Below are 20,837 nucleotides of genomic sequence, written 5' to 3' on the forward strand. Positions count from 1 at the left end.
GTAGGGTGGGGCGGGTGGAATCGTTTGGGGTGCTGGCTGAGCGGGTTGTCGAAGCGCTGTTGGAGTCGCGGCCGGGGGTTGCCACCGCGGCCGGGGATCACCGGTTCGACGACCGGCTGCCGGACCTGTCCGCCGACGCGCTGACCGCCGACCGGGCGATGCTCTCCGACGCGGCCAACGCGCTCTCCGAACTGGACCCGGACTCGCTCGACGTCGACGAGCAGGTCGACCACGCGCTGCTCAGCTCATTCGTGGATCGGGAGCTGTTCGAGCTGACCGAGATCAGGTCGCACGAGTGGGATCCGTTGTCGCACAACCCCGGCCCGCTGCTGCACCCGTTGCTGGCCCGCCCGTACGCCCCCGCGGAGGTGCGGCTGACCCAGCTGGCCGGCCGGCTCGCCGCCGTACCGGACGCCCTGGCCACCGCCCGCGCGACGTTGCGGGACATGCCGCGGATCCACGCGGAGACGGCGGTCGGGCAGTTCACCGGCACTGCCGCGCTGATCCGCGACGAGCTGCCGGCGCTGCTCGCCCAGGCGCCGAGTCAGCTTGACCGGGTCGAGCCGGCGGCCACCGCCGCGATCGCCGCGCTGGACGAGTTCGTCGCCTGGCTGCGCGTCGGCCTGGCCGCCGACGCCGGCCCCGGCCGTGACCCGCGACTGGGCCGGCGCCGCTGGGAGGCCCGGCTCTGGCACACCCTCGACACCGAGTTGGGCGCCGCCGAGATTCAGCGGCGCGCCTGGGCCAACCTGGACCGGGTCACCGAGGAGATCCGTGAGGCGGCGGTCGAGCTGGTCGGCGGCCAGGCCGACGACGCGTCAGTACGTCGGGCGCTGGACCTGCTCGCCGCCGAGCACCCGAACGACGCGACGATCGTCGAACTGGCCGCGGTGACCCTGGACGAGGCGACCGACTTCGTCCGCGCACACGACCTGGTCACCCTTGTCGACGACCGGTGCGTGATCCAGGAGATGCCGGAGTTCGCCCGGGGGGTCGCGGTGGCGTACTGCGACGCGCCCGGCCCGCTGGAGACCGCCGTCCTGCCGACCTTCTACTGCATCGCGCCCACCCCGTCGGACTGGTCGGCACGGCGGGTCGAGTCGTTCTACCGCGAATACAACGACCACATGATCCGCAACCTGACGGTGCACGAGGCGATGCCCGGGCACTTCCTCCAGCTCGCTCACGCCCGCCGCTACGTCGGTGGCACGCGGGTCCGTGCGCTGGCCGAGTCCGGCCCGTTCATCGAGGGCTGGGCGGTCTACGCGGAGGAAGTGATGACGGGGCTCGGCTTCGGCGGCCTGCCGGTGCGGTTGCAGCAGCTCAAGATGCAACTACGGATGACCATCAACGCGCTGCTCGACCAGTTGGTGCACGCCGAGGAGCTGCCCGAGGCCGAGGCGATGGCGTTGATGACCGGGCGTGGCTTCCAGGAGGAGGGCGAGGCTGCCGGCAAGTGGCGGCGCGCGCAACTCACCTCCACCCAGCTCTCCACCTACTTCGTCGGCTACAGCGAGGTGGCCGACATCGCCGCCGTCCGCCCGGACGGGGTGTCGGTCCGCGACTGGCACGACGCGATGCTCGCTCACGACTGCCCGCCCCCGCGCCACCTGCGCACCCTGCTCGGTCTCTGAGAAACGCCGGGCGCGCGGGGCGCAGCGCCGCGCGGCGGGTCACCGTCGCGTCGATCGGCCAGCGCGAGATGGAGTACGCGGGCGGCAGTTGCGCCGCCAGCGCATCCAGGCCGAACCACTGAGCCCCGGTCGGCTCCCGCCCGTCGGCCGGCGGGTCGGTCAGGAGCCGCCGGGGCGGCGGTCGACGACGCCGGCGCCGGCGGGCGGGTCGAACGCGCCCTCGTCGACAGTCGCTGAGTAGTTGTTCAGTGCCAACTCCGCCGGTTTGCCGTCGACCGGGCCGGTGAAGCTGCCGAGCACGCCTTCGGTGGTCACGCAGGCGGTGAAGTCCCCCGACGAGCTCTCCACCGCCACGCAGGCGGCGTGGTGCCCGGCGACGGTCGTGTCACTCTGCTTGATGACCGCCTGCGGGTCGAGCGCGGCGGCGGTGAGCAGCCCGACCACCACCGGCGGCGTGACGAGGCCCTGCCGGTTGGCCTCGCTGAACAGCGTCACTGTGGGCTTGCTGCCCGGGGTGGGCGGGACGGTCAGCGTGCACTCCGGGCGGGCGCCGGCTGTGGTGCACCGGGTGATGGCTTCCGGGGTGACGGTGAGTTGTCCGCCGGGGTAGGTGTACGTGGATCGCGTCGGGTCCTGGGCCTGCACGATCGCGGCGCGCTGGCCGCCGGGCAGTTGGTACTCGGCCGAGTAGGTCAACTCCAGTGCTCGGTCGAGCCGGGCGGCGAGGTCGTTGACGAGTTCGGAGCGGCCCATGGCGACTCCGGCGTCCTCGAATGTCTGACAGCCGGTGACCGTGAGCGACGCGATGACCGACACGGCGAGCATGCGGAGGGTGGTCGAGGCGGCGGGCATGGCGACCAGCCTGGTGGATTTGGTCCGCGCAGCGCAAACCCGTTGCCGGTTGACGCCCGGAAATCCGGGAATGTCCGTCAGCGCGGGGCGGCCCGGGTGCGCGGGCGACGCCGTGCCCGTTCGCGCCGCCCGATACGCTGCGTTCAACACCTGCCTCAGCCGCACCGTCGCGGCCCACCCACGGACCGGATCACAACAACGAGGAGCGACTTAGTGGCAACCATCGAGGGAATCGTCGCCCGGGAGATTCTCGACTCGCGGGGCAACCCGACTGTCGAGGTCGAGGTCGGTCTGGACGACGGCACGGTAGCCCGCGCCGCCGTGCCGTCCGGCGCCTCCACCGGCGCCTTCGAGGCGATCGAGCTGCGCGACGGTGACGCCGACCGCTACCAGGGCAAGGGCGTGGAGAAGGCGGTCTCCAACGTCGAAGACAAGATCGTCGACCAGATCATCGGGTACGAGGCCAGCGAGCAGCGGCTGATCGACCAGAAGATGCTCGACATCGACGGCACCGACAGCAAGTCGGAGCTGGGCGCGAACGCCATCCTCGGGGTCTCCCTGGCGGTGGCGAAGGCCGCTGCCGGCAGCGCCGAGCTGAGCCTCTTCCGCTACCTGGGCGGCCCGAACGCGCACCTCCTGCCCGTGCCGATGATGAACATCCTCAACGGTGGCGCGCACGCCGACTCGAACGTCGACATCCAGGAGTTCATGATCGCGCCGATCGGCGCGCCCACGTTCCGTGAGGCTCTGCGCTCGGGCGCGGAGGTCTACCACGCGCTGAAGTCGGTGCTGAAGAAGAAGGGCCTGTCGACCGGGCTCGGCGACGAGGGTGGCTTCGCGCCGAACCTGCCGACGAACGCGGCGGCCCTGGACCTGATCGCCGAGGCGGTCGAGAAGGCCGGTTACCGGCTCGGCACCGACATCGTGTTCGCGCTCGACGTGGCGGCCACGGAGTTCTTCGACAACGGTACCTACACGTTCGAGGGTGCCGCGAAGTCCGCCGAGGAGATGAGCACCTACTACACGAAGCTGGCCGACGAGTACCCGATCGTGTCGATCGAGGACCCGCTGGCGGAGGACGACTGGAGCGGCTGGCAGACGCTGACCGCCTCGATCGGCGACCGGGTGCAGATCGTCGGTGACGACCTGTTCGTGACCAACCCGCAGCGCATCGCCCGCGGCATCGCGGAGAAGTCGGCGAACGCGGTCCTCGTCAAGGTCAACCAGATCGGCTCGTTGACCGAGACCCTGGACGCGGTGGACCTGGCCCACCGGGCTGGCTTCAAGTGCATGATGAGCCACCGCTCCGGCGAGACCGAGGACACCACCATCGCCGACCTGGCGGTGGCCACCGGCTGTGGCCAGATCAAGACCGGTGCCCCGGCCCGTTCGGACCGCGTCGCCAAGTACAACCAGCTGCTCCGGATCGAGGAGGAGCTGGCCGACGCGGCGCGCTACGCCGGCGCTGGCGCGTTCCCGCGCTACCGTTCGGCCTGACACGCGCGAAGCCTCGGGGGAGGGGTGTGACGATGCAGCAGCGCCGCACACCGGGTGGTCAGCGTCCCGCCCGTCGGCCGGGTCAGTCCGGTCGGCCGGGCGGCGGGCGCGCCAACCGGGGATCGGTCCGGGAAGCCGGCGTACGCGCCGAGCCGCGCGCCGCCGGTCGCGCGCCGGGTGCTGCCCGGGGCGCCGAGGGCGTGCGCTCCGCGAGTCGTCCGGCCGCCGCTCGGCGTACCGCCGCCGGTGGTGGCGTGAAACGACTCGCCGCACCCCACCCCCGTCGCTTCACCGGTCGGGCCACAGTGCTGTTCGCGGTCCTGATCGCGCTCGCCCTGGCCTACACCTACCCGGTCCGGGTCTACCTGGACCAGCAGGCCAACATCGAGCGGATGGAGGCCGCCCAGGCGGTGCAGGAGCAGGAGATCGCGAAGCTCGCCGAGAAGGCCGCGAAGTGGCAGGACAAGGCGTTCATCGAGACGCAGGCCCGGGAGCGGTTCTTCATGGGCCGGCCGGGCGAGAAGATGATGGTGGTGCTGCACGACCCGGAGGGCGCTGCCCGGGACGCTGGGAAGTCGGCCGGTTCGGCCGCCCCGGCCGGGCCGTCGACCTGGTACGACACGCTCTGGTCGAGCGTGCGGGCGGCGGACAGCCAGCAGCCGGGCAAGTGATCCACCGACCAGCACACCAGGAGAGATGGGCACCGTGACTGTCGTACCACCGTCGGAGCCGGCGGCGGATTCCGTACCCCTGCCGCAGCGTGAGCCGGCCACCGAGGCCGACCTGGCCGCGGTCGCCGCGCAGCTCGGTCGGACGCCCCGGGGCACCCGGGCGGTCGCCCACCGTTGCCCGTGCGGCCTGCCGGACGTGGTGGAGACGACTCCCCGCCTCGCCGACGGCACCCCGTTCCCGACCCTCTACTACCTGACCTGCCCCCGGGCCACCGCGGCGTGCAGCCGACTGGAGTCGGCGGGGTTGATGAAGGAGATGGCGGACCGGCTGACGACGGACCCGGAGTTGGCCGCCCACTACCGTGCGGCGCACGAGGACTACCTCACCCGCCGGGAGGCGATCGGCGAGGTGCCGGAGATCGCCGGTATCTCGGCCGGCGGGATGCCGGGCCGGGTGAAGTGCCTGCACGTGCACCTGGGTCATGCGCTGGGCGCGGGCCCCGGGGTGAACCCGTTCGGCGACGAGACGTTGGAGCTGGTCGAGCCCTGGTGGTCGACGGGGCCGTGCGTGGACGTGCCGGCGGGCGAATGAGCACGCCGGCCGGGTCCGAGGCACCCGAGAGTCAGATCCTGGTACGCCGTGCCCGCACCGGGGACGTGCGGGGCATCCGGCGACTCGTCGACACCTACACCGACGACCGGCGGCTGCTGAGCAAGGCCACCGTCACCCTCTTCGAGGACGTGCAGGAGTTCCGGGTCGCGGTCCGGGCCGAGGACGACGTCGTGGTGGGCTGCGGCGCGCTGCACGTCATGTGGGAGGACCTGGCCGAGATCCGCACTGTGGCGGTGGACCCGTCCTGTCGGGGCCGGCGGATCGGTCACCGGCTGGTCGGTGAGCTGATCGACGCGGCCCGGGAGTTGGGCGTGGCGCGGATCTTCGTGCTCACCTTCGAGACCCGGTTCTTCGGTTCGTTCGGCTTCCGCGAGATCGACGGCGCTCCGGTGCCGCAGCCGGTCTACGAGCAGCTGCTGCGGTCGTACGACGAGGGCGTCGCGGAGTTCCTGGACCTGGAGCGGGTCAAGCCGAACACGTTGGGCAACACCCGGATGCTGCTGCGTCTGTGATCAGCCCTTGCGGGGGTGGGCGGCGAAGAATTTCCACATCAGGTCGGTGGCGGACAGGCCCGCTGAGGATGCCGCGAGCTGACCCGCTTTCGCTCCCGGCCAACTGTGACCCATGTCGGCGAGGGTGTAGACGCTGACCTCGCTGCCGTCCGCGCAGCCCGCCACCGTGTGCGTCACATTCGGCACCCCGGATGCCTTCGGGCTCGGCCGGCAGTTGAGCCGCTGCTGCCAGGTCCGCATCCCGGTCTGGAAGATCGAGGCGTACCGGTCCTGACCGCCGATGAAGGTGATCACGGAGACCGGGCTCTTCGGCACGTAGCTGTCGGCGGTGGTCAACTCGCCGCTGTAACCACCGCTGACCACCCCGATCGCGGCGAACGTGCCAGTGCTCTCCACCGCCGCTCGGAAGCTCATGTCGCCGCCGTTCGAGATGCCGGTGAGGAACACCCGGTTCGGGTCCGCGTTCCAGGTCCGCACGAGATGTTCGGTGAGGGCGTTCAGGAAGCCGACGTCGTCCGCGCTGCCGCAGCAGATCAGCGCGTTGAAACCGCCGCCCTGCCCGTCGGGGTAGGCGACCAGCACGTTGTCCTTGTCGGCGGTGGCGTCCAGGCCCGCCAGCTCCCGCATGGAGGATCCGGTGCCGGGGTAGAAGTGCAGCGCGATGACCAGCGCGGAGGACCTGGCCGGGTCGTACCCCGGTGGCGCGTGCAGCAGATAGGTGCGGTCGAGCCCGTCGTGTTTCAGGGTGAGCTGGTGGTCACCGGGTGCCGGGCGTTCGCTCGATGCGGACGGCGCGGCTGGCGGGGTCGACGAGGGTTGCCCCCGCTGACCACAAGCTGCGGCCACGACCATGAGGCAAAGCCCCGTCAACACTGCCACCGATCGCCGCACGCCGGTCACCCCTCGTCGACCCTGCTGCCGTCCACACTGGAGACCACTTGGCCTGTGGGCAACCCTTTCGCTCCTGGCCGAAGGCGGGCAGGCTGTTGCCATGCTTCGCCTCCAGCTCGGGTCGGACGACCTGTGCCGGGTGCGGTTCGCCGATCGGCTGCATCCGGTCGGGATCGCGCTGCTGGCCGGTCAGTGGCTGCGCGATCCCACGGTCGCGGCGCTGGCGCCGACGCTGGCCGAACGGGCGGCGGCGGCCGAGGGCACGGCAGCCGCCCAATCTGCCACGGCGATCCTGCGGCACCTGCTGCCCGACCGGGGGCGTCTGCCGGACTTCGTCACACCCTTCGACGGTCTGGAGTCGGTGGAGGCCGGTCTGGAGGCGATTCGGGCCACCCCGGCACCGCGGGTCCGCGCCGAGGTCACCATGGCGTACGCGGACACGTCGGTGAGCCCGCTGCGGCGGCGGTTCGCGGCGGCCGACCCGGAGGTGCTGGACCTGTTCGGCGGGGCTGTGCTGACCTGGTTCGGCGCGGTGCTCGAACCGCACTGGGCCGAGCTGACGTCCGCGTACCGCCAGCAGGTGGCGTCTGCCAGTCAGTGGCTGTCGCACCATGGCCTGGCCAGCCTCTTCGCGGGTCTGCACCCGGGGATCCGGTGGCGGGAGCCGGTGTTGGAGATAAGCACGTGGTGGGACGCTGACCTCCCCGGCACCGGACACGGGCTGATCCTGCTGCCCTCCCCGTTGGCCGGGCCACGCCCTCGGGTGCTGGTCGAGCAGGGTTACCCGGTCCTGCTCGTCTATCCGGTGGTCATGCCCACGCTCGGTGCCTCCGCCGACCACGATTCCCTCGGTCGGCTGCTCGGCGTCACCCGGGCGCTGGTGCTGCGCCGGCTGGGGGTCGACGGCGGGTTGACGACCACCGTGTTGTCCCGGGCGGTCGGGATCAGTCTCTCCTCGGCCTCGGAGCATGCCCGTGCGCTGCGGGCCGCCGGTCTGGTGGTCAGCGTGCGGGAGGGCGGGTCCGTTCGGCATCACCTGACCGCGCTCGGGTCGGGGTTGTTGCGGGGCCCGTCGGGCGACTCGCGCGAGTCGCGGCCCACGGCCGGCCAAGCCGGCGGGTGGCCGCCCGTCCTGCCGTAAGGTTGCTGCCGTGACGACGCGTGTGGCGGCCATCGACTGCGGGACCAACTCGATCCGACTGCTGGTCGCCGACCTGCCGGACCCCTCGGCCGGGCCGCAGGCGCCGCTGGTCGATCTGACCCGGCGGATGGAGATCGTCCGGCTGGGGCAGGGCGTGGACCGCACCGGCCGACTGGCGCCGGAGGCGATCGAACGGACCCGGGTGGCGTTGGCGTCGTACGCCGCCGACATCGAGAGGTTGGGTGCCCAGCGGGTGCGCATGTGCGCCACCTCGGCTTCCCGCGATGCCGCCAACGCCGCCGACTTCACCGAGATGGTGCGGGCCACCCTCGGTGTGGCGCCCGAGGTGGTCAGCGGGGACGAGGAGGCCCGGCTGTCGTTCACCGGCGCGGTGCGCGGGTTGCCCGCCGACGCGAAGGAGCCGGTCCTGGTCGTCGACATCGGTGGTGGTTCCACCGAGTTCGTGGTCGGTGACCGGGCCGCCGGGGTGCGGTCGGCGATCTCGGTGGACATCGGCTGCGTCCGGATGACCGAGCGGCACCTGCCCGGTGACCCGCCGACGCCCGAGCAGGTCGCGGCGGCGCAGGCCGACATCGCGGCCGTGGTGGACCGGGCGCTCGCGGTGGTGCCCGGTCGTGAGGCGGCCACCCTGGTCGGCCTCGCCGGGTCGGTCACCACAGTGGTCGCGCTCGCGCAGGGCCTGCGGGAGTACGACCCGGAGCGCATCCACCACGCCCGGGTGTCGTACGAGGAGGTTGCCCGGGTGACCGCGGAGCTGCTGGGTCAGACCCGCGAGCAGCGGTTGGCGAACCCGGTGATGCACCCGGGCCGGGCTGACGTGATCGGTGCGGGAGCGCTGGTGCTTCGCGTGATCATGGAGCGGGCCGGGATGCCGTCGGTGGTCGCCTCCGAGCACGACATCCTCGACGGCATCGCCTGGAGCCTCCAGTAGGTGCCGTACTGATCGTCGTCGAACCGTGACTGGTCTGAGGCCGTCAGCTGACGACGGTCTGTGACCGTCGGTGAATGACCTATCACGCAAGCTCGACAACGCGCCGGGCGGTCGCCCTGCTGGCCGTGGCGGCGTTCCTGGTCGGCGGTCTCACCGGATGCTCGCCCGAGCGGAAGGGCATCACCGGGCTGACTGTTGACAGCTCCGGCCGTCCGTTCGCGGCAGTGGCCTGGTGCGCGGACCGGCCACCGGAAGTCCTGGTGCTCCTCCGCAACCGGGAGACGGCGTCACCACCCCCGTCGGCGACGCCGAGCTATCCGAGGTGGAAGTTCGCGGTGCCGCGTACCGCGACGTCACCCGCCACCGTGCCCCTCGACGGCTTCCCGCCGGAGCCGGCCGTCGCATCTGACGTTGTTTTCGCGATGTACGCGGTCGCCGATGACAACAGCTTCACCACGCACGGGGTTTCCTTCCGCCTTGCCGAGATGACCGACCTGGTGCCCGGATCGGTGCTGTTCACCGACATCGTCGACGGCGAGGACGTGCAGCAGACCGTCTCTCTCGAGGAGTTCGCGGGTCGGGGTGAGAGTGAATGCTGAGATCGGCGAGGTAGGAAGCATCGGCGGGTCGGGGGGCGAAACGCTGGACGGTACTGCGCATTGCACAGTAGTGTGCAGTGCGTGGACACCACACAGTTACTGAAGGGCGTGCTCGACATGGCCGTCCTGGCCGTGCTCCGGGAGGAGGACGGCTACGGTTACGACATCCTGCGCCGGTTGCGCGAGGCCGGCCTGGAGGAGGTCGGTGACGCCTCCGTCTACGGGACGCTGCGTCGCCTCTTCGCCGCCGGCCTGCTCACCACGTACGTCGTGCCGAGCGAGTCCGGGCCGCACCGCAAGTACTACTCACTCAACGCCGCGGGGCGCGACCAGTTGACCCGCTCCGGCAAGCTCTGGCGCTCGTTCGCCACCACCATGGACAGTCTGCTCGACGATCGGGGGATGGCGGCATGACCGTCACGGAGCAGGAGATCACCGACTACGTGGCGCGGGTCCGGGCCGCTCTGGCCGACCTGCCGCCCGCGCAGCGCGACGAGCTGACCGAGGACCTCGCCGACCACCTCACCGAGGTCGCCGCCGAGGCCGAGGGCACCCTTCTTGAGCGGCTGGGCGAGCCCGAGACGTACGCCGCCGAGCTGCGTGCCGCGGCCGGCGCCGCGCCGGGCGGTGCACGCAATCTCGACCAGCGGGTGGCGAGCGCGATGGCCCGGGCCCGCGGCCGGCTGCGCGCCATGGACACCAGGCTCGGCCCACCCCTGGGGTACGCGACGGCCAGCGACTTCCTCCGACTTCTGCGCCCGGCCTGGTGGGTGCTGCGCGGCTATCTGGCAGCGATGCTGGTCACGGTGATCACCACCGGTGGCGAATTCGGGCTACTGCCGAGGTTCGGCGGTGAGCTGCTCGCCGGCCTGATCATGCTGATCGGCTTCGTGCTCGGCTCCATCTGGATCGGTCGCCGTTCGGCCCAGCTGACCCGCTGGCCGCGCTCGGCGGTGCAGGTCGCCAGCGCGGTGCTGGTGGTCTTCGCGTTCGCCGCGCTGATCCAGGCAGAGGACCGGATGCGCTACGGCGACTACGGCTACGACCAGACCTCGGTCGACAGCCAGTACGACCGCGTCCGGGACGTCTTCGTCTACGACAGCGAGGGCCGCCTGGTGGAGAACGCCCGGCTCTTCGACCAGAACGGCAACCCGATCCGGCTCGGCTACCCGGACTGCTCGGAAGACGTCTACGGCAAGCCGTCGCTGCGGGCGTACCCGTACTGCCCGGAGCAGGCACCCTTCGTGCCCCGCGCACCGGGCGCGCCCCTCCAGCCCGCGTCACCGACCAGCACGCCGGACCCGAGCGGCACGCCGGACCCGACCAGCACGCCGGACCCGACCAGCACGCCGGACCCGAGCGGCACCCCAGGGCCGGCGGGGACGCCAACCCCCACCCGGACCCGCTGAACCGGGATGTGAACTGGATCATGTGATGGAAGCTGGGAAATAGCTGAACGGACGAGGCGAGCGGGACGGCACCGAAAATCAATGATCGTTACGGTGTCGTCTGCTCATCAACCCCTCGGAAGGAACCCCCGTGTCAGAGCAGGTCGCACCGCCCCCCGCGCCCGACGCCGCAACCCCTGAGCCGGCCGTCGAGACGCCCGAAGCGGCCGCGCCGCAGCAGCCGGCCGTCGAGTCGCCGCAGGCGGCCGAGCCGCAGCCAGTCGAGCCAAAGGCGGAGAAGTCCGGTGCCAAGAAGGCCCTCGGCATCGTCGGTGCGGTCCTCGCCATCGTCGTGGTCGCCGGCCTGAAGTTCGGCGTCGCCTCGGCGATCGGCAACTACTTCAACAAGGACGAGACCGCGGACGCCAAGGCCGGCGACTGCATCGCCGAACTGCCCGAGATCACCGGCACCGAGCAGGAGGAGGTCGACGGCGCCAAGGTCGTCGAGTGCACCTCCACCGACGCGGCGTACAACGTGGTCGGTCGGGTGAACGGGCAGAGCGAGGCTCAGGCCAAGGCCGACACCACCTGCACCCAGTTCTTCAAGGAGGGCGAGGAGGGGTACATCTTCTCCAGCATCGAGCCGGGCAAGACGGGCTACGTGCTCTGCCTGACCAAGAAGGTCTGACCGAAGCGGTAGACCGGTGTCGACGGCGGCGGGAGAGACCCCGCCGCCGTCGGCGTACCCGGAGTCACCAGTGCGCGAACAGGAGGTGAATGCCACTGTTCCGGCATCTTCCCCGACGGCCGCGTGGCGTGGCAGGCTACCGGCACGTAGGACCACTGGGCGACCAGCCAACGATGACTGACCGCTAGGAGGACGGCCCATGGGCGAAATGGTGAGCTACCGCAGCAACGGGGGCACGAGCGAGGGGTATCTCGCGATACCCGCCAGCGGCACGGCCAGCCCCGCCGTCATCGTCATTCAGGAATGGTGGGGTCTCGTCCCGCACATCCGGTCGGTGGCGGACCGGTTCGCCGAGGCCGGTTTCGTGGCCCTCGCCCCGGACTTCTACCACGGTGAGACGACCAGCGAGCCGGACGAGGCGCAGCGGCTCCTGCTGGCGATGCGGATGGACGAGGCGGCGAAGGACATCGCCGGAGCGGCCGACTATCTCGCCGGGCGGCCCGAGGTCACCGGTAAGGTCGGTGCCGTGGGCTTCTGCGCCGGTGGCAGCCTGGCCCTCTGGTCGGCCACCATCTCCGAGCGGATCGTCGCGACCGTCGGTTTCTACCCCGTGCTGCCCTGGGAGTCGATGCGCCCCCACTGGGCCGACTACGCCGGCAAGGCAGCGGTCATCCACTGCTCCGAAGAGGACGGCACCTCGACCGACGAGGGCGTACAGGCCGCCCGCCGGGCCATCGAGGAGGCCGGCGGCGACTGCCACCTCTACGACTACCCGGGCACCTCGCACGCCTTCTTCAACGACGACCGACCGGAGGCGTTCGACCAGCGCGCCGCCGCCAGCGCCTGGGCTCGCACCCTGGAACACTTCCGGGCCAAGCTTGGCTGAGACGCGTACCCCGGAACAGGTGGTCGCCCGCGCAGCGCGGGCGACCGACCTGGCCGACCTCGACGCGGCCGTGAGCGACTGTTTCGCCTGCCCACGGCTGGTCCGATGGCGGGAGGACGTCGCCCGCACCCGCCGGGCCGCCTTCCGCGACCAGGAGTACTGGGGTCGGCCGGTGCCGGGCCTCGGCACCGGTGACGCGCGGATCGCCATCCTCGGGCTGGCGCCCGCCGCGCACGGTGGCAACCGCACCGGTCGGATCTTCACCGGTGACCGGTCCGGTGACGTGCTGTTCGCCGCGCTGCACCGGGCGGGGCTTGCCAACCAGCCGACCAGCGTCGCCGCCGACGACGGGCTCACCCTGCGGGACCTGCGGATCTTCTCCGCCGTCCGGTGTGCACCTCCGGACAACAAGCCGACCCCGGCGGAACGGGACAACTGCGCGCCCTGGCTGCACCGCGAGGTCGCGCTGATCCGGCCCACGCTGCGGGTCGTGGTCGCGCTGGGCGCGTTCGCCTGGACCGCGTGGTGGCCGGTGCTCCGTGCGGTGTACGGGCAGCGCCCGCCCAGCCCGCGACCGGCGTTCGGTCATGGGGCACACTGGTCCGGCACGGACGCTCCGGACCTGCTCGGCTGTTACCACGTCAGTCAGCAGAACACCTTTACCGGGCGGTTGACACCAGGGATGTTGGACGACGTCTTCGGCCAGGCTAAACAGCTGGCCGGGGTGGACTGAGACGACGCGTGGGGTGGTGGCGATGACAGACCGAACCCGCCCGCCCACACCGGCACCATCGGCTGAGCCGGTGCTGCAGCCGGTGCTCGGCCTGCTCCGCCGGTGGTGGCCGGTCGGCGCGGTCGCCGTCCTGCTCGCCGGTGCCGCGCTGGCGTCCGCTCACTCGTCGATCGGGGCCAGTCGGATCCCGCCGGCCGCGGAGAACGTGCCCTGGGTTCCCGAGTACCCGACCGTCGAGCCGTCACCGTCCATCCCGATCGAGCCACGCGACGCGGGCGAGGCCACCCAGGCGCACATCCCGCAGTGGGTCGGCACGGTGGCGGTGGCCCTGCTCGGGCTGGCCATCCTCGCCGCGCTCGGTTACCTCTGCTGGATCCTGATCCGGGGCGCGCTGCGCCGCACCACCCGGGCACTACCGGCGCAGCGGGCCCGTCGTACCGCCGAGGGCACCGCCCGTGAGGTCGTCGCCGCCCTCGACGCCGGCCTGGTGGAGCTCGACGACCGGGACACCGACCCTCGGGTGGCGGTGATCGCCTGCTGGGTGCGCCTGGAGGAGACCGCCGCCGCGGCCGGTGTGCCGAGGCTCGCCGGTGACACCCCCACCGACCTGGTCAGCCGGCTGTTGCAGGGCGACCCGGCGGCGGGCGTGCCGGCCATCGCCAGCACCGACGTGCTGGCCGAGTTCGCGTACGTCTACCGGGAGGCCCGGTACGCCACCCACCCGGTCAACGAACGCACCCGGGACCAGGCCCGCGCCGCGCTCGTCCGGCTGCGCGGAGAACTCAGCGCGGCGGTGAGCTCATGAGCAGCACCAGCATCGACGATCTGCTCGCCTTCGAGGAGGAGGCGGCGCCGGCCGGTCCGCGGGCGCGCGATTCCCGGTGGCGCCCGGTGCTGCGCTCGCTGGCGTGGGCCGCCGCACTGGTCGCGGTCCTGCTCGTCGGCCTCCGCGCGGTGGGCCTCCAGGTCTCGCTGCCGGTACTGATCGCCGGGGTGCTCGCCGTGCTCGCGGTGCGCCGGGTCACCGCCCTGCTCGCGCCGCCGCCCCCGCCGCCCGGTGGTGGCCGGGCCGGCACGGGCGAGGAGGACGGCAGCTACAACTGGGCTGCCCGGGACGCGCTGCGCAGCGCGATCAACCGGTGGGAATGGCCGCTGGACTGGTCCTCCAACCGACCCGAACGGTTCACCGGGACGGTTCTGCCCCGCATCGGTGAGATGGCCGACGAGCGGTTGCGGCTGAAACACGGCGTGACCCGTGAGTCGGATCCCGCCCGCGCTCGCGCCCTGCTGGGTGACCGCCTGTGGACGTTCCTGGAGACCCCGCCTCGCCGCACCCCGTCGCCGCGCGACCTCGCGGTGATCGTCGCCGAACTGGAGAGTGTTTGATGAACGACGTGGACCGGAGCATTGCCCCCGCCGAGGTCGGGCACCTGGCGCGGACGGTCCTGGACGCGGTCGGCACCGTCGTGGTCGGCAAACGGGACGCGTTGGAGTTGGTCCTCGCCGGCATCCTCGCGGGCGGGCACGTGCTCCTGGAGGACCTGCCGGGGCTCGGTAAGACGCTCACCGCCCGCTCGTTCGCCCAGGCGCTCGGGTTGGACTTCCGGCGGTTGCAGTTCACCCCCGACCTGCTCCCCGCCGACGTCACCGGCTCCTTCCTCTACGACCAGCGCAACGGCGACTTCACCTTCCGGGCCGGCCCGGTCTTCACCAACCTGCTCCTCGCCGACGAGATCAACCGGACGCCGCCGAAGACCCAGTCCGCGCTGCTGGAGGCGATGCAGGAGAAGCAGGTGTCGGTGGAGGGGGTGACCTACAAACTGGACGAGCCGTTCCACGTGCTGGCCACCGCCAACCCCATCGAGTACGAGGGCACCTACCCGCTGCCCGAGGCGCAGTTGGACCGGTTCCTGCTGCGGGTCTCGTTCGGTTACCCGCAGCACGAAGAGGAGTGGGAGGTGCTGCGCCGCCGGATGAGCCGTCGCCGGGAGGAGGCGGACATCAAGCCGGTGGTCGACGCGGCAACCTTGCGGGCCATGCAGGCCGCCCTGGAGGACGTGGTGGTGGAGGACTCCATCGGCCGCTACATCGTGTCGCTCACCGCGGCCACCCGGGAGCACCCGTCGGTGCTGGTCGGCGCCTCACCTCGCGGTTCGCTGGCGTTGCTGCTGCTGGCCCGGGTCCGCGCGGTGTTCGGCGGACGCGACTACGTGGTGCCGGAGGACGTCAAGTCGGTGGCGGCGCCCGCCCTGGCGCACCGGATCACCCTGCGCCCGGAGATGTGGTTGCGCCGGGTCGATCCCGCGTTCGTGGTGGGCGAGGTGCTGGAGGCGACTCCCGCCCCGGCCAGTGGCGCGCTGCCCAGCTACGCCGCCGGCGGGCCTCGGCACTGATGACCGGACCGACCGTGCCGAGTGCCACCGAGGCGGAACCGGCCGCCGGTTGGGCGCCCACCCCGGCGCTCGGCCGCGCGGTGCTGCTCGCCGGCCTGTTGCTGGTGGCCGGCGTGCTGTTGGGTCGGGTGGACCTGATCGTGCTGGCCGCCCCGTTCGCGCTGGGCACCGCGTACGCGCTGCGTCGACGGCCCACGGCGCTGCCCCAGGTGTGGATCACCCAGGGCGACGGCGGGCCGCTGGTCGAGGGCGGTGACGTGGCGGCGACGGTGAGCGTCGGCAACCCGGACACTGTCGACTACGACCTGGTGGTGATGCGGTCCCGGGTGTCGCCGTGGCTGCGGATCGACCGGGCCGGCTTCGCCCGCGACGAGGCCGTTGACGGCGGTGAGCCCAGCGACGCCCCGTCGACCGGGGCGCCGGTTCCAGGCCAGAACGGGGGCCGTTCGGTCGCGGACCGACCGTTCGTGACCTCGGTGCCGGTCGGTGCCGCGGTGGACCTGGAGTTGGCCGGTAAGGCCCTGCGCTGGGGCCGGCACCCGGTCGGCCCCGCCGGCGCCCGGGTCGCCACGGCGGGCGGCCTGCTGGTCTCCCGGGCGGTGATCACCGAGCCGGTCCGGGTGCGGGTGTACCCGCGTACCGAGCCGTTCGAGGCGGTGGAGGCGATGCCCCGCGCCGCCGGCCTGGTCGGGGCGCACCACTCCCGCCGACCGGGGGAGGGCGGCGAGTTGGCCGGCGTACGCGTCTTCGCCCCCGGGGACCGGCTGCGCCGGATCGACTGGCGGGTTTCGTTGCGGGCCCGGCAGTTGCACGTGGCCGCCACCCTCTCCGACCGGGACGCTGAGGTGGTGGTGCTGCTCGACGTGCTCGCCGAGGCGGGCCGCTCCGGTGGGGTGGCCGGCGCGGCATCGGTGCTGGACACCACCGTCCGGGCCACCGCCGCGATCGCCGAGCACTACCTGCACCGTGGCGACCGGGTCTCCCTGCTGGAGTACGGGCCGGCCGCCCGGCGGCTGCGGCCGGCTGCCGGGCGACGGCAGTACCTGACCGTTCTGGAGTGGCTGCTCGACGTCCGGGTCCACGCGTCCGCGCACGAGCCGTACGACCAGGTTTTCGGCCCGCAGTTGCTCTCCTCGGACGCGTTGGTGGTGGTGCTCACCCCGCTGCTGGACGAACGGTCGGCGCAGATGCTCGCCCGGCTGGCTCGCGGCGGGCGGTTCGTGGTGGCGGTCGACACGTTGCCGACCGACCTGGTGTCACCGAAGGACCGGGGTTGGGCCGAAGTGGCGTACCGGCTGTGGCGCCTGGATCGGGAGATCATGATCGGGCAGCTCCGGGAGCACGGCGTACCGGTGGTGCGCTGGGCCGGGGCCGGCAGCCTGGACCAGGTGCTGCGGGACGTGGCCCGGTTGGCGACGGCCCCACGGGTGGGTGGCCGGTGAGCGCGCCTGCGAGCCTCGCAGTCGCGAACGACGGGCGGGGCGCGGTGAACGGAAGCAGGCACGGATGAACGCCGTCACCGAGCGGGTGCGGGCGGCGCAGAGGGCCGTCGCCCGGATCAGCGTGGCCCCGCTGCTGGTCCGGGCCGCGATCTTCGTCATCGTGCTTGCCGGGTTCGCCCTGGCGTTTCCCGCCGAGGTGCTTTCCGGCCGGCCGGTCCTCTTCCTGGCGTTCGCCGCCCTGCTGCCCGCGTTCGGGCCGCGTCGGATCTGGGCGACCTTCACGGCGTTGGTCACGGTCGGCGGTTGGTTGCTCGCCACTGACGGGTATGGCCGCCCGGTCGCCCTCTGGCGGCTGCTCGCCGTCGCGGCCCTGCTCTATCTGGGTCACACCCTCTGCGCGCTTGCCGCGCTGTTGCCCTACGACGCGGTGGTCGACCCAGAGTTGATCACCCGCTGGTTGCTGCGGTCGGCCGCCGTGCTGCTGGGGGCCGCCGTGCTCGGCGTGCTGTTGTTGCAGGCGACGGGGACGGGTGGGGGCGCCGGATACCAGTGGGTCACCGTGCTGGGGCTGCTGGTGGCGGTGGGGACGGCAGCGTTGCTCGGCTGGCTGCTGCGCCGCCGGTGACGCCTGTGATTTGAGGGTTACGCAGGTCACATGGGTTGTGCTCCGTCACAGATGAGGGGCGCGAGCGGGATTACCTGAGCCGGCCGGGGAAAGATAGACAACGTGAATCCGAAGCGGATCCTTGTGGTTGGTGCCGGGCACGTCGGTCTGTACGCCGCCCTGCGCCTGTCGAAGAAGCTCAGCTCCCGTGAGGCTGAGGTCATGGTGGTGGACCCCCAACCCCACATGACCTATCAGCCGTTCCTGCCCGAGGCGGCGGCGGGCAACATCTCCCCGCGGCACTCTGTGGTGCCGCTGCGGCGAGAGTTGCGCCGGTGCAAGATGGTGGCCGGCACGGTCACGCGAATCGAGCACGACCGCAAGGTGGCCACCGTGCAGCCGATCAGCGGGCCGGCCCGGGAGATCACGTACGACCACGTGATCGTGGCCCCGGGTTCGGTCTCCCGCACCCTGCCGATCCCTGGCCTGCACGAGCAGGGCATCGGGTTCAAGACCATCGGCGAGGCGATCTACCTGCGCAACCACGTGCTGGATCGGCTCGACGTGGCGGCCGCCACGCCGGATCCGGACGTCCGCCGTTCGGCGCTGACCTTCACCTTCGTCGGCGGTGGGTACGCCGGCATCGAGGCGCTCGCCGAGATGGAGGACATGGCTCGCGACGCCCTGCGGTACTTCCCGGAGCTCAAGCAGGACGAGGTTCGCTGGGTGCTGGTTGAGGCCACCCAGCGGGTGCTGCCCGAGGTCGACCGGGACATGGGTGCCTACACCGTGCAGCAGTTGCTGAAGCGGAACATGGACATCCGGCTGGACACCCGGCTCGAGTCCTGCGTCGACGGGGTGGTGAAGCTCTCCGACGGTGACAGCTTCCGCTCCGACACGATTGTCTGGACGGCCGGTGTGAAGCCGTCGCCGATGCTGGACTCGACCGACTTCCCGCGTGACGACCGTCGGCGGATCACCTGCCTGCCCACGCTTCAGGTGGTCGACGGTGATCAGGTGGTCGAGGGTGCCTGGAGTGCCGGTGACTGCGCCGCCGTGCCGGACCTGACCAAGGAGCCGGGTAACTTCTGCTCGCCGAGCGCTCAGCACGCGGTGCGCCAGGCCGCCCGGATGGCCGACAACATCGCGGCCGTGATCCGGGGTCGCGAGCCGGTGGACTACAAGCACAAGCACGCCGGCAGCGTCGCGAGCCTCGGCCTGCACAAGGGCGTGGCCCAGGTGTACGGAATCAAGATGACCGGTTGGCCGGCCTGGGTGATGCACCGGACGTACCACATGAGCCGGATCCCGTCGTTCAACCGTAAGGTCCGCGTGTTGGTGGACTGGTCGTTGGCGTTCTTCCTCAAGCGTGAGGTGGTCTCCCTGGGCCAGTTGCACGACCCGCGTGAGGAGTTCGTCGAGGCGTCCCAGCCGGTTGGCGCGCCCCGCGTCTGAGTCAGCCCGACCGACCCCGTCGATCTTGCACTTCCGGATGCCACAATGCGCCTCTTGTGGCGTCTTGTCCGGACAGAAAGTGCAAGATCGGCGGGGTTTTGGTTTGGGGCCTGGTCAGACCTGCCAGGTCCAGGCGTCGGCGACTCGGGTCGCCGGGCCGTAGAGCTTTTCCAGGGTGGCGCGCAGGCTTTCGGCGTGTGGGGCGTCGTCGGCCAACGCGACGCAGGAGGCACCCCAGAAGTCCGCGTCGCGGGCGGCCTGGCGGCGCTGCTCATCACCGATGGCCGGCTGGTCACCGCGCCGGGCGACATCCGCCAGTAGCGCCGAGGTGGGCTGCTTGAAGGTGCCCATCGCCGCGGTGCCGCCCCTCCCGTACGGGCCGATGAAGAAGCCTTCCGGCAGCCCGAAACCGGCGTCGGCGGCGGTCGCCCAGCGCATCGGCCCGGGCTCCTTCGGGGTGGGCAGCGGCACCGCGACCAGCACCCCGCCCGACGGTACGCACTGCCGCCAGTGACCGCCGGTGATGAATTCCGGCACTGCCGGTCGTCCGGTGGTCGGCAGGGGGGCCGGGAAGATCGGCAGCAGCGCCACGCCGACGGCCAGTGGCACCAGCCGTCGGGCCCGACCAGAGCTGCGCAGCGCCCGGTCGACAGCGAGGACCAGCAGCGTCGCGACGATCGGCAGCAGCGCCAGCGCGAACCGCATCGGCAACGCCCCGTCCACCACCGGCAACCCTCCGATCAGGGCGTACGGGCCGGGGATCGCAGTCCTGGTGCCGCCGAGCACCACCTCCGGGCCGAGCGAGAGCGCCCCCATCACCAGGCCCGCCACGACGCAGGCGAAAACCAGCCGGCGTCGCCCGACCCAGATCGCGCAGACCGCCGTGACCAGCAGCAGTGGCCAGCCGAGGAACGTGTTGTACTCGGCCGGGCCGGTGGTCAGCCGGGCCGACTCGTCGCTCCCGGCGACCGACAGCGGCGAGACCGTCCACCAACTGCTCAGGTCGGCGGAGAAGTAGGCCGGGGTGAACATCCCGTTGGCGACTCCCTGCGGCCCGGCGAACTGGAACCACAGCGGATAGCCCAGCACCAGCAGGGCGAGCCCGGCGGCGATCGCCAACCCACCAGCGAACCCGGGTAGCGCCCGGCGGGCCAGGTCCCGGTCCGCCACGGCGTAGCTGATCGCCATCACCAACAGCGTGATCGCGGCGAGGAAGAGCACCTCCTCGCCGATGAAGACCTGCGCGGAGACCGCGCCGGCCAGCCCCGCCGCGGAGGTGAACAGCCGCCGACGGTTCGGCCCGGTGGTTCGGGTACTGCCGGTCCCGTCGGGTGTCCCGGGTCCCGGGTCGGACGCCCGCAGCAGCCGGACCACCAGCCAGACGATCACCGGCACCAGCCACTGGGCGGTCATGTGCAGGTGGCTGTTGGACTGCGAGACCATTCCGGGTCCGAATCCGCACAGCCCGCCGCCGAGCGCGGCGGCCACCCGGCGGGCGCGCAACGTCCGGTGGAACAGCAGGTACCAGGCGAGGGCGGTGCCGGCGAGGTTGGCGGCGGCGAGCAGCGCGAAGGTGACCGGTGCGCCCAGCAGCAGGGTGACCGGCCCGAAGAGGACGCCGAGTGCGATCACCGTGGTGTTGGCCATCAGGTTGACCCCGTCGGGGGCGTTGAGCCGGTCGGTGAGCAGGTCGAAGTCGCCGAGCAGTGCGCGGGCGTCCACCGCCAGGAACCACTCGTAGAGGGTCTGGTCCTCCGGGTTGAGCGCCAGGGTGCGGCCGCCCGGGTCGGGCCACAGCCCGTGGGTGAGCCAGCCGGCCAGCACCGCGAAGAGCAGCGCGGCCAGCAGGTCCGCCCGATGGCGGCGGACGGCGGCCAGCAGCCGGG

The 20,837-nt window shown here is 71.8% G+C and carries 22 protein-coding genes; 19 read left to right on the plus strand and 3 right to left on the minus strand.

Annotated elements, in window-relative coordinates:
• Nucleotides 1–14: 14 nt before the first annotated feature.
• Nucleotides 15–1,634, plus strand: coding sequence for a DUF885 domain-containing protein (locus DLJ59_RS21740; protein WP_124774475.1), 1,620 nt, complete (start codon nt 15–17; stop codon nt 1,632–1,634).
• A gap of 159 nt (nt 1,635–1,793) precedes the next feature.
• On the opposite strand, the gene DLJ59_RS21745 is transcribed toward DLJ59_RS21740, so the two are convergent.
• Nucleotides 1,794–2,486 carry a hypothetical protein gene (locus tag DLJ59_RS21745; protein WP_124774476.1) on the minus strand — a complete coding sequence of 231 codons (693 nt, stop codon included), beginning with the start codon at nt 2,484–2,486 and terminating at the stop codon, nt 1,794–1,796.
• A gap of 213 nt (nt 2,487–2,699) precedes the next feature.
• On the opposite strand from DLJ59_RS21745, the gene eno reads away from it, so the two are divergent.
• The 4 genes from eno to DLJ59_RS21765 are packed head-to-tail and all read left to right on the plus strand — an operon-like array spanning nt 2,700 to nt 5,779.
• A complete protein-coding gene (eno, locus tag DLJ59_RS21750) occupies nt 2,700–3,983 on the plus strand; it encodes a phosphopyruvate hydratase (RefSeq protein ID WP_124774477.1) in 1,284 nt (427 codons plus the stop codon).
• A gap of 32 nt (nt 3,984–4,015) precedes the next feature.
• A complete protein-coding gene (locus DLJ59_RS21755) occupies nt 4,016–4,654 on the plus strand; it encodes an FtsB family cell division protein (RefSeq protein ID WP_124774492.1) in 639 nt (212 codons plus the stop codon).
• Between the two features lie 34 nt (nt 4,655–4,688).
• A complete protein-coding gene (locus DLJ59_RS21760; RefSeq protein WP_124774478.1) occupies nt 4,689–5,246 on the plus strand; it encodes a DUF501 domain-containing protein in 558 nt (185 codons plus the stop codon).
• Nucleotides 5,243–5,779 (plus strand): amino-acid N-acetyltransferase, encoded by a 537-nt coding sequence (locus tag DLJ59_RS21765; RefSeq protein WP_124774479.1) that lies wholly within the window; start codon nt 5,243–5,245, stop codon nt 5,777–5,779. The genes DLJ59_RS21760 and DLJ59_RS21765 overlap by 4 nt, the downstream gene beginning before the upstream one ends.
• Here DLJ59_RS21765 and DLJ59_RS21770 read toward each other — a convergent pair whose 3' ends face one another.
• Nucleotides 5,780–6,631, minus strand: a complete 852-nt coding sequence (locus DLJ59_RS21770) for a CE1 family esterase (RefSeq protein WP_124774480.1) — start codon at nt 6,629–6,631, stop codon at nt 5,780–5,782.
• 139 nt (nt 6,632–6,770) lie between these two features.
• Here DLJ59_RS21770 and DLJ59_RS21775 point away from each other — a divergent pair, with 139 nt between their 5' ends.
• The 14 genes from DLJ59_RS21775 (at nt 6,771) to DLJ59_RS21840 (ending at nt 18,951) form a co-directional block, all read left to right on the plus strand.
• Nucleotides 6,771–7,811, plus strand: a complete 1,041-nt coding sequence (locus DLJ59_RS21775; protein ID WP_124774481.1) for an ArsR/SmtB family transcription factor — start codon at nt 6,771–6,773, stop codon at nt 7,809–7,811.
• A gap of 22 nt (nt 7,812–7,833) precedes the next feature.
• On the plus strand, nt 7,834–8,763 hold the full coding sequence (locus tag DLJ59_RS21780; protein WP_124774493.1) for a Ppx/GppA phosphatase family protein: 930 nt from the start codon (nt 7,834–7,836) through the stop codon (nt 8,761–8,763).
• 74 nt (nt 8,764–8,837) lie between these two features.
• Nucleotides 8,838–9,362: a hypothetical protein gene (locus DLJ59_RS21785; RefSeq protein WP_124774482.1), complete on the plus strand. Its 525-nt coding sequence runs from the start codon at nt 8,838–8,840 to the stop codon at nt 9,360–9,362.
• 81 nt (nt 9,363–9,443) lie between these two features.
• A complete protein-coding gene (locus DLJ59_RS21790) occupies nt 9,444–9,776 on the plus strand; it encodes a PadR family transcriptional regulator (RefSeq protein ID WP_030328782.1) in 333 nt (110 codons plus the stop codon).
• Nucleotides 9,773–10,771 (plus strand): HAAS signaling domain-containing protein, encoded by a 999-nt coding sequence (locus tag DLJ59_RS21795; protein ID WP_124774483.1) that lies wholly within the window; start codon nt 9,773–9,775, stop codon nt 10,769–10,771. The genes DLJ59_RS21790 and DLJ59_RS21795 overlap by 4 nt, the downstream gene beginning before the upstream one ends.
• Nucleotides 10,772–10,901: 130 nt before the next feature.
• Nucleotides 10,902–11,438, plus strand: a complete 537-nt coding sequence (locus DLJ59_RS21800) for an LppU/SCO3897 family protein (RefSeq protein WP_124774484.1) — start codon at nt 10,902–10,904, stop codon at nt 11,436–11,438.
• Nucleotides 11,439–11,637: 199 nt separating this feature from the next.
• Complete coding sequence (locus tag DLJ59_RS21805; RefSeq protein ID WP_124774485.1) at nt 11,638–12,324, plus strand: dienelactone hydrolase family protein; 687 nt, start codon at nt 11,638–11,640, stop codon at nt 12,322–12,324.
• Entirely contained in the window at nt 12,317–13,057 is a 741-nt protein-coding gene (locus DLJ59_RS21810) for a uracil-DNA glycosylase (RefSeq protein WP_425271448.1), read from the plus strand. The genes DLJ59_RS21805 and DLJ59_RS21810 overlap by 8 nt, the downstream gene beginning before the upstream one ends.
• Before the next feature lie 22 nt (nt 13,058–13,079).
• Nucleotides 13,080–13,862: a DUF4129 domain-containing protein gene (locus DLJ59_RS21815; protein WP_124774486.1), complete on the plus strand. Its 783-nt coding sequence runs from the start codon at nt 13,080–13,082 to the stop codon at nt 13,860–13,862.
• Entirely contained in the window at nt 13,859–14,443 is a 585-nt protein-coding gene (locus tag DLJ59_RS21820; protein ID WP_124774487.1) for a hypothetical protein, read from the plus strand. The genes DLJ59_RS21815 and DLJ59_RS21820 overlap by 4 nt, the downstream gene beginning before the upstream one ends.
• Nucleotides 14,443–15,450 carry an AAA family ATPase gene (locus DLJ59_RS21825; protein WP_124774488.1) on the plus strand — a complete coding sequence of 336 codons (1,008 nt, stop codon included), beginning with the start codon at nt 14,443–14,445 and terminating at the stop codon, nt 15,448–15,450. Before DLJ59_RS21820 ends, DLJ59_RS21825 begins: the two co-directional genes overlap by 1 nt.
• A complete protein-coding gene (locus tag DLJ59_RS21830; RefSeq protein ID WP_124774489.1) occupies nt 15,450–16,892 on the plus strand; it encodes a DUF58 domain-containing protein in 1,443 nt (480 codons plus the stop codon). Before DLJ59_RS21825 ends, DLJ59_RS21830 begins: the two co-directional genes overlap by 1 nt.
• A gap of 64 nt (nt 16,893–16,956) precedes the next feature.
• Nucleotides 16,957–17,517 carry a hypothetical protein gene (locus DLJ59_RS21835; RefSeq protein WP_124774490.1) on the plus strand — a complete coding sequence of 187 codons (561 nt, stop codon included), beginning with the start codon at nt 16,957–16,959 and terminating at the stop codon, nt 17,515–17,517.
• Nucleotides 17,518–17,619: 102 nt separating this feature from the next.
• Nucleotides 17,620–18,951 carry an NAD(P)/FAD-dependent oxidoreductase gene (locus DLJ59_RS21840; protein WP_124774491.1) on the plus strand — a complete coding sequence of 444 codons (1,332 nt, stop codon included), beginning with the start codon at nt 17,620–17,622 and terminating at the stop codon, nt 18,949–18,951.
• A 114-nt stretch (nt 18,952–19,065) separates the two neighbouring features.
• Here DLJ59_RS21840 and DLJ59_RS21845 read toward each other — a convergent pair.
• On the minus strand, nt 19,066–20,837 hold a 1,772-nt coding region (locus tag DLJ59_RS21845), incomplete at its 5' end, for a hypothetical protein (protein WP_244236163.1).

It is taken from the genome of Micromonospora inaquosa, assembly GCF_003857055.1.
GTDB classification, from domain to species: Bacteria; Actinomycetota; Actinomycetes; order Mycobacteriales; family Micromonosporaceae; genus Micromonospora; species Micromonospora inaquosa.